At 62.7% G+C, this 12,009-nt stretch carries 13 protein-coding genes; 6 read left to right on the forward strand and 7 right to left on the reverse strand.

What is annotated here, in order from left to right:
• The first annotated feature begins 110 nt into the window (after positions 1-110).
• Together ACYG9Y_RS17070 and ACYG9Y_RS17075 are read left to right on the forward strand one after the other, a co-directional pair.
• Complete coding sequence (locus ACYG9Y_RS17070) at positions 111-314, forward strand: hypothetical protein (protein WP_023693963.1); 204 nt, start codon at positions 111-113, stop codon at positions 312-314.
• 9 nt (positions 315-323) lie between these two features.
• Positions 324-902 carry a Fic/DOC family protein gene (locus tag ACYG9Y_RS17075; protein ID WP_023738606.1) on the forward strand — a complete coding sequence of 193 codons (579 nt, stop codon included), beginning with the start codon at positions 324-326 and terminating at the stop codon, positions 900-902.
• Positions 903-987: 85 nt separating this feature from the next.
• Here the strand turns inward: ACYG9Y_RS17075 and gmk are convergent, their stop codons facing one another.
• The 7 genes from gmk to fabD form a co-directional block, all read right to left on the reverse strand.
• The gene (gene gmk / locus ACYG9Y_RS17080) at positions 988-1,662 is read right to left on the reverse strand and encodes a guanylate kinase (RefSeq protein ID WP_023672729.1); all 675 of its coding nucleotides are present in this window, start codon (positions 1,660-1,662) and stop codon (positions 988-990) included.
• Positions 1,663-1,668: 6 nt separating this feature from the next.
• Positions 1,669-2,559 (reverse strand): YicC/YloC family endoribonuclease, encoded by an 891-nt coding sequence (locus ACYG9Y_RS17085; protein WP_023738605.1) that lies wholly within the window; start codon positions 2,557-2,559, stop codon positions 1,669-1,671.
• A 262-nt stretch (positions 2,560-2,821) separates the two neighbouring features.
• On the reverse strand, positions 2,822-4,081 hold the full coding sequence (mltG, locus tag ACYG9Y_RS17090; RefSeq protein WP_023672727.1) for an endolytic transglycosylase MltG: 1,260 nt from the start codon (positions 4,079-4,081) through the stop codon (positions 2,822-2,824).
• Positions 4,082-4,283: 202 nt separating this feature from the next.
• Positions 4,284-5,546 (reverse strand): beta-ketoacyl-ACP synthase II, encoded by a 1,263-nt coding sequence (gene fabF / locus ACYG9Y_RS17095; protein WP_023685687.1) that lies wholly within the window; start codon positions 5,544-5,546, stop codon positions 4,284-4,286.
• Positions 5,547-5,580: 34 nt separating this feature from the next.
• Complete coding sequence (locus tag ACYG9Y_RS17100) at positions 5,581-5,817, reverse strand: acyl carrier protein (RefSeq protein ID WP_006203723.1); 237 nt, start codon at positions 5,815-5,817, stop codon at positions 5,581-5,583.
• A 221-nt stretch (positions 5,818-6,038) separates the two neighbouring features.
• On the reverse strand, positions 6,039-6,776 hold the full coding sequence (gene fabG, locus ACYG9Y_RS17105) for a 3-oxoacyl-[acyl-carrier-protein] reductase (protein ID WP_023685686.1): 738 nt from the start codon (positions 6,774-6,776) through the stop codon (positions 6,039-6,041).
• A 60-nt stretch (positions 6,777-6,836) separates the two neighbouring features.
• Positions 6,837-7,784: an ACP S-malonyltransferase gene (gene fabD / locus ACYG9Y_RS17110; RefSeq protein ID WP_023705360.1), complete on the reverse strand. Its 948-nt coding sequence runs from the start codon at positions 7,782-7,784 to the stop codon at positions 6,837-6,839.
• A gap of 277 nt (positions 7,785-8,061) precedes the next feature.
• Between fabD and ACYG9Y_RS17115 the strand changes: the two genes are divergently transcribed.
• The 4 genes from ACYG9Y_RS17115 (at position 8,062) to rplI (ending at position 11,905) form a co-directional block, all read left to right on the forward strand.
• The gene (locus ACYG9Y_RS17115) at positions 8,062-9,990 is read left to right on the forward strand and encodes an LTA synthase family protein (protein WP_023738604.1); all 1,929 of its coding nucleotides are present in this window, start codon (positions 8,062-8,064) and stop codon (positions 9,988-9,990) included.
• A 312-nt stretch (positions 9,991-10,302) separates the two neighbouring features.
• Complete coding sequence (gene rpsF, locus ACYG9Y_RS17120; protein ID WP_023672722.1) at positions 10,303-10,803, forward strand: 30S ribosomal protein S6; 501 nt, start codon at positions 10,303-10,305, stop codon at positions 10,801-10,803.
• The gene (gene rpsR / locus ACYG9Y_RS17125) at positions 10,803-11,051 is read left to right on the forward strand and encodes a 30S ribosomal protein S18 (protein ID WP_006203718.1); all 249 of its coding nucleotides are present in this window, start codon (positions 10,803-10,805) and stop codon (positions 11,049-11,051) included. Before rpsF ends, rpsR begins: the two co-directional genes overlap by 1 nt.
• A 266-nt stretch (positions 11,052-11,317) precedes the next feature.
• Positions 11,318-11,905: a 50S ribosomal protein L9 gene (rplI, locus tag ACYG9Y_RS17130; protein ID WP_023738603.1), complete on the forward strand. Its 588-nt coding sequence runs from the start codon at positions 11,318-11,320 to the stop codon at positions 11,903-11,905.
• Positions 11,906-12,009: the final 104 nt, after the last annotated feature.

The raw sequence follows: 12,009 nt of genomic DNA on the forward strand, positions 1-12,009 counted from the left end.
CGGCGCTGGTCGGCCGTGGACCCAAATCGCATCCTGTGTGACAGCGACGACAAGCAGCATATAGCGGCATGCAGTTGCCGGTGAGTCGCCGAGCGTGATATTGTCGTCATATGAAAAAGAGTACCTCAAGCCTCCGGCCGACCCAAAATGGCCAGTTTGTCCTGACCAGCGGCAGGGGCGAAAAAATCAGCGCGGTTGAAGGCTTGAAGCTATCGCAACGTATGGGCTTCATTCTGAAGGAAAGCCGTGAGCGCGGCCTGAGCGGGGATGAGCGCAGGGCGCTTATCAAGGACCAAGTAACCCGCAAGAAGTAGGATCGGCAGGTGGTCTATGCCGCTGAACATGATCCGCTGTGCTACCCAGGCACGACCGTTCTCCGCAACAGGCTGAATATCAAAGACCAGGCCCAACTCGATGAATTCGAGTTGGCACTTTTCCTGACCAGGGCCGACGAACATATCCCCGCAGGCCGTCTGGATTTCGAGCACTACAAGGCTGTCCATCATCACCTGTTCCAGGACGTTTATGAATGGGCGGGAGAGGTTCGCGCCATCCGCATCGGCAAGGGGGGCAACTGGTTCTGCTATCCTGAGTATATCAACCAGGAAATGCATAGAATTTTCGGCGAACTCGCCGACGGTGATTATCTCTGCGAACTCGACCTCGACGCCTTCGCCGTTCGGGCCGCGCATGTTTTGGCCGAAATCAATGCCGTCCACCCGTTTCGCGAAGGCAACGGCCGCACGCAGCTTACCTTTCTGGCAATGCTGATGGAGAATGCGGGATTCCCATTCAATGCCGATATGCTCGGTCGCGAAAACGTCCTGAATGCGATGATTGAGAGCTTTGCCGGCGAGGAAACCCCATTGGCAGAACTCATAAAAGATATCGCCAGCCAGTAACAGATGCCCACAGCGTCCATATTGCCAGATCGTTTGCCAAAGACGCCTTCATGGGGACAGCCGGCCATCGGGGAACGACAGCTGCCTATTCCGTCTTCTCGTCCAGCAACCCCGAGACGAAATCGAACAGCCCGGGCCGGCGGTCGCGCCGCAGCCTTTCCGCCGTCACGATGCCACGCACTTCGGCGAAGGCGCGGTCGAGATCGTCGTTGACGATGACAAAGTCATATTCCTTCCAGTGCTCGATCTCGTTGCGGGCGTTCTTCAGCCTGGTCTCGATCACGTGCTCCTGGTCCTCGGCGCGGCGCTTGAGGCGCGACTTCAGTTCCTTCATCGACGGCGGCAGGATGAAGATCGAGACGATGTCGGCGCGCATCTTCTCCTTGAGCTGCTGGGCGCCTTGCCAGTCGATGTCGAAGAGCATGTCACGGCCCTGCGCCAGCGCCAGTTCGGCCGGCTCGCGCGGCGTCGCGTAGCAATTGCCGTGCACCTCGGCCCATTCGAGCAACGCGTCGGAATCGCGCAGCCGCTCGAACTCGCGCGTGGTGCGGAAGTGATAGTGGACGCCCTCGATCTCCGAGCCGCGGCGTGGCCTGGTGGTGACCGAGACCGATAATTCCAGGCTGCCGTCGCTTTCCAGCAGGTTGCGCGCGATCGTCGACTTGCCGGCGCCCGACGGCGACGACAGGACCAGCATCAGCCCGCGGCGGCGAATGCGGGATCCGAGATCCCTGGCAACCATCGGCTCCTTGCCACCCATTCGGGTTTACTCCAGATTCTGGACCTGTTCGCGAAACTGGTCGACCACCGCCTTCAGTTCCAGCCCGATGGCGGTGACAGTGGCGGCGTTCGACTTGGAACACAGCGTATTCGATTCGCGGTTGAATTCCTGCGCCAGAAAATCGAGCTTGCGGCCGATGGCGCCGCCATTTGCCAGCAGCGCTCTGCCCGACGCCACATGCGTCTTCAGCCGGTCGATCTCTTCACGGATATCGGCCTTGGTGGCCAGGAACGCCGCTTCCATGTGCAGCCGGCCGGCATCGAGATTGGCCGACGCATCCATCAGCAGCCGCACGTGTTCGGCGATCCGCTCGCGGATCGCCGCGGGTTCGCGCGACGGGTCGGCCTCGGCTTGAAGCGTCAGCGCCTCAATGGCGTCGATATGGCCAGAAAGCAGCGAACGCAGCGCTTCGCCCTCGTTCTGGCGTGCCTGCTCGAGACCTGTAAGCGCCGTTTCCAGCGCGGACAGGATTGACGCGTCGAGTGCTGCCCGCACCTCCTCGGTTTCGCTGGTTTCAGGGATATCGAGCACGCCGCGCAGGGAAAGCAGACCGTCGGCAGTTGCCGGACCAACACCGAACTGGTCCTGCAGCCGCTTGGCCAAGCCCGCCAGATCCCTGAGGAAGGCTTCGTTGACCACCGGCTGCGCCTGCTGGCCGGCGGCGCGGCCGACGGTCAGCGTCGCTTGGAAATTGCCACGCGAAAAGCGCTTCTGCAGCGTCTGCCGCACAGTCGGTTCGAGCCGCTCGAAACCTTGCGGCAACCGCAACCTGACCTCGACGCTCTTGCCGTTGACCGACTTGACCTCCCAGGCGATCGAGGCGCCGTCATGTTCGGCAACAGTGCGTGCAAATCCGGTCATGCTCTGCAAATTCATGATGCGGCTCGTGTCTCCCTGATGGTCCGATTCTATAAATTGCGCATGCGTTCGATATCACGGGCGGCGCGAATGTCAGAATCGCAATACCGGCAAGATGTTGATTTCCGCTGTCGTTTCGATCTCGCAGGGCTGAAATAGAGAAGCAGAGGCACCCGAGCAAGACCGAAAACGCTTCGAACCCCGCTACTCGTTCAAAGCAGCAGCGCGTCCGCCTCTGTCCGCGTTGCTTAAGGTCGATCCGTCTGAAAGCGCCGACCTGCTACTGGGCGGCACCCGTATCGCCGCCGGCATCACCGCTGTCACCGGCGGCATCGCCACTTGCGTCACCGTTGTCGTCGCCATCCGCCGGCGCATCGGTCTGGCCCGGAGTCTTGGCGCCCTTGGCGGCGTCTTCAGCCTGCTTCTTCTGCAGTGCCCGGTAGCGGGCAACGTTCTCATTGTGCTCGGCAAGCGTGGTGGCAAAGACGTGGCCGCCGGTGCCGTCGGCGACGAAATAGAGATCATCGGTCTTCGACGGGTTGGCGACGGCTTCGAGCGCGGCGCGGCCGGGATTGGCGATCGGCGTCGGCGGCAGGCCGTTGATCAGATAGGTGTTGTAAGGCGTCTGTTTCTGGATGTCAGATTGATAAATCGGCCGGTCGGCGGGTTTGCCCTTGCCGCCGAACAGGCCGTAAATGATGGTCGGATCGGATTGCAGCCGCATGCCCTTGGCCAGACGGTTGAGGAAGACGGCGGCAACGCGCGAGCGCTCGTCGCCCCGGCCGGTTTCCTTTTCGACGATCGAGGCCAAGGTGACGAAGTCGTCGACATTGGCCAGAGGCAGGTCGGGCGCGCGCCGCTGCCAGACCTCGTCGACCAGCTTCTTCTGGTCGGCGAGCAGCTTGTCGACCATCTGTTGGCGCGTGGCGCCGCGGGTAAAGCGCAGCGTGTCGGTGGCGAGGCTGCCCTCAGCCGGCTTGGCGGCCGGCATGTCGCCGGTCAGCGCATCCTGCTCGGCGATGCGCTGCAGCGCCTGCTCGACCGTCAGGCCCTCGGGAATGGTCAGCGAATACATCACCGACTTGCCGCTCTTCAGAAGCTCCATGATGTCGCGCATGGAGGCGCGCGGCTTTATCTCGTATTCGCCTGCCTTCAGCGCTGAATCATTGCCATAGACCCGCACGGCGATGCGGAAGATGCGGGCATCGCTGATCAGCCCACGCCGTTCGAGCTGGTCGGCAATATCCTGGACGCCGGTGCTCGGCTTGACCAGGAAGGTGTCGCCGGCCACCGACGGGCCCGGTTCGTTGAATGCCTGCTTGCCGAAATAGAGCGAAACGCCGGCGGCGAGGATCATCAACATCACCGCGGAGATGACGAAGTTCATGAACACGACGACTTGGCTGCGCGAGGCGCGCGAGCGCTTTGGTGGTGGTGTGCCGGCTTCCGGGCGCAAAGCTTCGGCCGCGGTCTTCGGCACGATCGGGCCGGTCTGCTGGTTTTGTCCGAATTGTCCGCTGCCGCCCGGATTGGTGTTCATTAGCGCCCTACCATCTGATCTCTTAGAGCGACCATGCGCCCGATTGGACGCACAGCGTGCCCTAACATTTCAAGCCTACGCATCGTGCTTTTAAAAAAAGCGCCTTCGGTTTCAGGCCGATGCGACGAATCCCCAGCGGCAGAGTAGGCTTGAATATGGCAAAATTGACGACAGACCGCTGGCGCGCCGGTCGATACCGCAATCAGCCTGTATAACGCTGGAATACCAGCGAAGCGTTGGTGCCGCCGAAGCCGAAGGAGTTGGACAGCGCCACGTCGACCTGGCGATGCCGTGGCGTGTTCGGAACAAGATCGATCGCGGTTTCGCGTTCCGGGTTGTCAAGATTGATGGTGGCTGGCGCGATGTTGTCTCTGATAGCGAGGATCGAAAAGATCGCCTCGGCGGCGCCCGCGGCACCCAGGAGATGGCCGATCGACGACTTGGTCGATGACATCGAGATTTTCGAGGCGGCGTTGCCGACCAGCCGCTCGACGGCGCCGAGTTCGATCGTGTCGGCCATGGTCGAGGTGCCGTGCGCGTTGATGTAGTCGACGTCGGCGGGCGTCAGCTTGGCCCGGTTCAGCGCCGCCGTCATGCAGCGGAAGGCGCCGTCGCCGTCTTCGGCCGGTGCAGTGATGTGATAGGCATCGCCGGTCAGGCCGTAGCCGGTGACCTCGGCATAGATCTTGGCGCCGCGCGCCTTGGCGTGTTCGAGTTCTTCCAGCACGACGACCCCGGCGCCCTCGCCCATGACGAAGCCGTCACGGTCGCGGTCATAGGGACGCGAGGCCTTCTCAGGCGTGTCGTTGCGGTCGGTGGACAGTGCCCGGCAAGCAGCGAAGCCGGCAAGCGATAGTCTGGTCACCGGCGATTCCGCGCCGCCGGCCAGCATCACGTCGGCATCGCCGAAGATGATCAGGCGGGCGGCATCGCCAATGGCGTGCGCGCCGGTCGAGCAGGCGGTGACGACGGCGTGGTTGGGGCCTTTCAGCCCATGCCGGATCGATACCTGGCCAGATACCAGGTTGATAATGTTGCCGGGAATGAAGAATGGACTGATACGGCGCGGTCCGCGCTCTTTCAGGATGATAGCGTTCTCGGCGATGCCCTCGAGGCCGCCAATGCCGGAGCCGATCATGACGCCGGTGGCGCAGCGCTCGGCTTCGGTGCTGGGCTCCCAGCCGGAATCCTTCAGCGCTTCGTCGGCGGCCGCAATCCCGTAAAGGATGAAGTCGCCGATCTTGCGCAGTTCCTTGGGCTCGAGCACGGCTTCGGGATTGAGCGTGCCGTTGGTGCCGTCACCGCGCGGAATGACGTGGGCTATCTTGCAGGCAAGATCTTCCACTTCGAACTCGGTGACGCGCTTGGCGGCGCTGCGGCCGGTCAGAAGTTCCTTCCAGCTGTGCTCGAAGCCCATGCCGAACGGCGAAACCAGGCCAAGGCCCGTGACGACGACACGCCTCATCGCAGGTCCTCCCCGGTGATGACTGCGGATAGTGTCAGGCCGAAGCCTTGTCGATGTACTTCACGGCATCGCCGACGGTCAGGATGGTCTCGGCCGCATCGTCCGGAATCTCGACGCCGAACTCTTCTTCGAAGGCCATGACGAGTTCGACCGTGTCGAGGCTGTCCGCGCCCAGATCATCGATGAAGCTCGCCTGCTCCGTCACCTTGTCGGCATCGACGCCAAGATGTTCGATGACGATCTTCTTGACGCGCTCTGCGGTGTCACTCATTTGGGGCATCCTCGTCTTTTGTTTGTCTGTCTTCGTTAGCGGGCAGAATGCCGCTAATCAAGCTGAAAGATGGTCCTGCCGGAAACGCAACGATGCCGGACCGGTTTTTGCCCGAACCGCCGGGTTGCGGGCCGCATTACACGAAAAATGGCTGAGGTCCAAGGCGAAATGGTCTCTTTTCACAAGCCGGCCATGTCTTCTTATCACCAGGCAATATCCCGTCAGATCATGGCCATGCCGCCGTTGACATGGATGGTCTGGCCGGTGACGTAGGCTGCCTCGTTGGAGGCGAGATAGGCGACGGCCGACGCCACTTCAACACTCGTGCCCATACGGCGCGTCGGGATCGCGGCCATTATCGCGTCTTTCTGCTTGTCGTTGAGCTTGTCGGTCATGGCCGATTCGATAAAGCCCGGGGCGACGCAGTTGACGGTGATGTTGCGGGTGGCGATCTCCTGCGCCAGCGACTTGGAAAAGCCGATCATGCCGGCCTTGGAGGCGCAATAATTGGTCTGGCCAGGATTGCCGGTGACGCCGACCACCGAGGTGATGTTGATGATGCGGCCATGGCGGCGGCGCATCATCGGATGGGTCAGCTCGCGGGTCAGCCGGAACACGGCGGTGAGGTTCACCTCCAGCACGCTGTCCCAATCCGCGTCCGCCATGCGCACGAACAGGCCGTCCTTGGTGATGCCGGCATTGTTGACCAGTATGTCGACGCCTTCGAGTTCGGCTTCGGCCTTCTGACCAAGCGCCTTGACCTCGTCACGGTCGGCAAGATTGGCCGGGAACAGCTTTACCCGGTCGCCGAGTTCGCCGGCCAGGGTCTCCAGTTTCTCGATGCGGGTGCCGTGCAGGCCGACAATGGCGCCTTGCGCATGCAGCACCCGGGCAATCGCCTCGCCAATGCCGCCCGATGCGCCGGTGACGAGCGCCTTGCGGCCGGTCAGTTCGAACATTTTCGTCTCCTGATCTTAAGAGAACACCCTTCCCACGGGAGGGGTTGAATCGCCAGTGGATTATGCAAGAGCGGCCAGCGCCGCCTCGACATCGGCCGGCGTGCCGACGGCCGATGTGGCGATGTCGCGGCTGATCCGCCGCGCCAGGCCGGAAAGCACCTTGCCGGCGCCGATCTCAAACAGCGTGGCGACGCCATTGGCGCCGAACCACTCCACCGTTTCGCGCCAGCGCACGCGGCCGGTGATCTGCTCGACCAGGCGGCGCGCGATCTCGTCGGGGTCGCTGGTCGGGACTACAGTGACGTTGGAGACGACGGGCACCACCGGTGCATTCTTGGTCACCCCGGCCAGCGCCTCGCGCATGACATCGGCCGCCGGCGCCATCAGCGCCGAATGGAAGGGGGCCGAGACCTGCAGCATCAGCGCCCGCTTGGCGCCCTTTTCGGTGCACAGTTTCGCGGCGAGTTCCACCGCCGCCCTGGCGCCGGAGATCACCAGTTGGCCGCCGCCATTGTCGTTGGCGATCTGGCAGACTTTGCCGGATCCCGTTGCGGCCTCGGTGCAAGCGGCTTCAACGTCGGGCTGTTCCAGTCCGATGATCGCCGCCATGGCGCCCTCGCCGGCCGGCACCGCCGCCTGCATGGCGTTGCCGCGGATGCGCAGCAGCCGGGCGGCATCGGCGACCGAAACGAAACCGGCCGCGGCAAGGGCGGAATATTCGCCGAGCGAATGACCGGCAACGTAGGCAACCTTGTCCTTCAGCGAAAAGCCGCGCGCTTCCAGCGAGCGGATTCCCGCCAGCGAGACCGCCATCAGCGCCGGCTGGGCATTGGCAGTCAGGGTCAGCGCCTCTTCCGGGCCTTCCCAGATCAGTTTCGACAGCTTTTCGCCCAACGCATCATCGACTTCCTCGAACACCCTGCGTGCCTCGGGGAAGGCGTCGGCGAGGTCCTTGCCCATGCCGACAGCCTGGCTGCCCTGTCCCGGAAAGGTGAATGCGACGGCCATTTGGGCGCTCTCCAGCGGCTGATTTTTCCTGCCTGTGACGCAAGGCGGACCGTCAAGTCAAGCCCGGAGGCGGCATTTCCGCTCTCGCTTGAACCGGAGCTGACCTCGAGTCCCTGTTCCCAAAGGCTTTTCGCCGATCACACCTGATGAAAACCGCTCACGAATCGTTTGCTGGCTCTTCTTATTTTCGCCACAGGCGCTAGCTTTTGCATGACAGTTCTATGACAGAACGGTGGCGCGAGTGGAAATTCGCGTTGCTTGGGCCGGGGGAAGAGACGTGGCTAGGATCAGGAAGGGCGCGGCCGTATCCGCGCCACAGTTCTTGGAAGACGATCCGTCCACCGGCTACCTGCCGGGGCGCAGATGGCCGGTCATCCGCTACGGTCTGGTCACGCTGCTTGCCTCCGCCATCCTGGTGTTCGCCATCGAATGGATCGTGCGCGGCGACTTCTTCGGCACAGTCGACTTCTTCCTGCAGCCATTCAAGCCGGGCTGGACCACCATCATTGTCTTTGCATTGGTGCTGATGGGACTGGACGCCGTGCTTGGCCGCAGTCACCAGAGCCTGATGATCGTGGCGCCGCTGACGCTGGCGCTGGCCTTTGTCGGGCATCAGAAGTCGCATTATCTCGGCGATCCGCTCTACCCAACCGATTTTCTTTATTCGCGCCAGATCATGGCACTGATGCCGCTCCTGGTGCGCGAGCGGCCTTGGACGGCGCTCGCCATGGCGGTCGGCATCGTCGCCGGCCTGTCGCTGCTGATCTATGGCTGGCGGTTGTGGCGCCGCAAGGTTCCGATCCTCAGCCGCAAAGGGCGGCTGGCGCGGCTGACGCTGGCAGTGCCGCTGCTCGCCTTCTTCGTCTCGATCATGGACTACGCCACCTTCTCATGGACCCGCGACCGGCTGCAGATCATCCCGATCATGTGGGACCAGAAGGAGAACTACGCCTCCAACGGGTTTGCGCTGGCCTTCGCGCTCAACGTGCCGATGGCGCATGTCTCGGCGCCGGCGGGCTATTCCGACAAGGCGATCGACGCGATCGACAGGCCTGCTGTGGCGGCCTCGGTACCGGATGAGAAACCCGACATCATCGTGGTGATGAGCGAATCTTTCTGGGATCCGACCAAGCTGCCCGGCGTCACAATCACGCCTGACCCGATCCCCAATGTGCGGGCGCTGCGTTCCGGCTATATGTTTTCGCCGGAATTCGGCGGCATGACCGCCAACATCGAATTCGAGGCGCTGACCGGCTTTTCCAATGCCTTCCTGCCGGCAGGCTCGATCCCCTACCAGCAATATGTGCGCACGCCGACGCCGTCGCTGGCGACCTTCCTGAAAAGCGAGGGCTACCGGGCGCGCGCCATCCATCCGGGCACCAACTGGTTCTGGAACAGAGGCGCCGTCTATGCCGATTTCGGTTTCAACGATTTCCGCTCGGAAGAGACGCTGCCGCCACTGGAAAAGCGCGGGCCGCTGGCTTCCGATGCGTCGATGACCGACGAGATCATCGCAGAGGCCGACGCCAGCGAGCGGCCGGTGTTCTTCTTCGCCGTCAGCCTGCAGAACCACGGTCCCTACGAGCCGTACCGCTATTACAATCCGACCCACAAGGTCGCGGCGCCGATCAGCACATGGGCGCGGGAATCGCTGCTCAGCTATGCCGAAGGCTCCGCCGATGCCGACCGTGGCCTCGAACGATTGATCGAATGGGCGAAGAAGCGCGAGCGGCCGACGGTCATCGCCTTCTTCGGCGACCATCTGCCGCCGCTCGGCCCCGTCTATGTCGAAACCGGTTACCTGAAGGACAATGTCGCGCCGCGCAAGGAACCGACGCCGGAGGCGGCACTGGAGCATCATCAGACGCCGCTGGTCATCTGGTCTAACCGCACCGGTCCGGCGCAGGATATGGGCGCGGTGAGCCCGGCCTTCCTGCCCTACCATATCCTTACCACGGCCGGGATCACGCACCCCTACTATACCGGCTTCTTAGGCGCGCTGCGCGAACGCTATCGCGTCGTGGATCGCAATCTGCTTCTGACACCGTCAGGTGAGGCCACGGCGGACTGGGCGCGGCAGAAGGACATCGATCCGGCGATCAACGATTTCCGCATGCTGCAATACGATATGATGTTCGGCAAGCGTAAGGCGGCTCCGGACTTCTTCCCCGAAACGATCAACGGTCGTACCCCGCATACGAGTTGATGCCTGGTCTTTTCCAACCCTGCGACGCCAGGACGCTGTCCGGAGCATGCGTTACCCTTGCCTTCCAGCCAAATTGCTAATATAGACGCCCGCAATCTGCCGGTCCTTGCTGGGGGCTGAACGGAGGGCCGGAGGTTTTACCCAAAACCTTCGTGTGAAGCCAGAAGCGCTTCCGCCTCCCGTGTCTCCGCTCTCGACCGTCTCGAAATGCTCCTTTCTTCCTCGCCCCCTCGGGACCAGCGGGTCAGAGAAGTTGCAGAGGCTTTTGCCGCGAGGATCCGGGAGAGAAACGAAGAAAGGCACTGAACCACTATGGCTCTATACGAACATGTGTTCCTTGCCCGGCAGGACCTCTCGCAGCAGCAGGTCGATGCGCTTGTCGAACAGTACAAGGGCGTCATCTCCGCAAATGGCGGGTCCGTCGGCCGGGTCGAGAACTGGGGACTGAAGTCCCTCACCTACCGGGTCAACAAGAACCGGAAGGCTTACTACACGCTTATGGACCTCAACTGCCCGCCGGCAGCGCTCAACGAGATGGAGCGCCAGATGGGCCTGTCCGAGGACGTGCTGCGTTTCCTGACCGTCAAGGTCGAGGCGCATGAGGAAGGCCCGTCGGCCATGATGCAGAAGCGCGAAGAGCGCTCGGAACGCGGCGGCTTCGGCGACCGCGACCGTGGTGATCGTGGTCCGCGCTCGTTCGGCGACCGTGATCGCGGCGACCGTGGCGATCGTCCGCCGCGCTCATTTGGCGACGCCGGTGGTGATCGTGGTCCGCGCCGTCCGCGCGAAGGCGTTGAAGGAGGTGCAGAATAATGGTCGACATCAATCAGATCCCGACCCGGCGCCCGTTCCATCGCCGCCGCAAGACCTGCCCGTTCTCCGGCGCCAACGCGCCCAAGATCGACTACAAGGACGTGCGTCTTCTGCAGCGCTACATTTCCGAGCGCGGCAAGATCGTGCCGTCGCGCATCACCGCCGTCAGCCAGAAGAAGCAGCGCGAACTCGCCAAGGCGATCAAGCGCGCCCGCTTCCTCGGCCTGCTGCCCTACGTGGTTCGCTAAGACTTTCGAGCGGGCGGTTCGCCGCCTGCTTCCTTCTCCCACGGCGACGGGCGCCGCAGGGGTAATTTGATGATGCATGTCGTTGTCCCAAAACCGGGACCACTCTTGGCGACATGCATTGAAATCCCGAGTTGAGGTGAAAAGCCTCTAACTGCCGCGACAGGCAGGACAGCGACACCGGCGCCAAGGCGCTCAGAGCTTCCTGACCTGTTCCATTCAATTCGGCGCCGATCCCGCGGTCGGTGCCCAGACGAAGGAACAAAACCATGCAAGTGATTCTTCTCGAACGCGTTTCCCGCCTCGGCCAGATGGGCGATACCGTCAAGGTCAAGGACGGCTTTGCCCGCAACTTCCTCTTGCCGCAGGGCAAGGCGCTGCGCGCCAACGAAGCCAACAAGAAGAAGTTCGAAGGGCAGCGCGCGCAGCTCGAAGCGCGCAACCTCGAGCGCAAGTCGGAAGCCAGCCAGGTTGCCGAAAAGCTCGACGGCAAGAGCTTCATCGCCGTGCGTTCGGCCGGCGAGACAGGCCAGCTCTACGGTTCGGTGTCGACCCGCGACATCGCCGACCTGCTGACCGCCGAAGGGTTCTCGGTCAACCGCAACCAGATCCAGCTCAACCAGCCGATCAAGACCATCGGCGTCACCAATGTGGCGATTGCGCTGCATCCGGAAGTCGAGGTCACCATCAGCCTCAACATCGCCCGCACGGCCGACGAAGCCCAGCGCCAGGCCAAGGGCGAGACGCTGACCACCGCCGAAGCCATCTATGGCGATGACATCAACGACAACGCACGGCCGGAGAACTTCTTCGACCCGAACACCGAGTTCGAAGGCGGCGAAGAAGACAACGCCTGATCCCGCACTGGGCCTGATCGGGAAGCGAGGGAGCAGCGCTCCAATCACTTCCTCGTCATCCAGCCTTTCTGGACCAATGCCCGGGCCTCTCGCCCGGGCATTTT

Source organism: Mesorhizobium sp. W050, assembly GCF_054719535.1.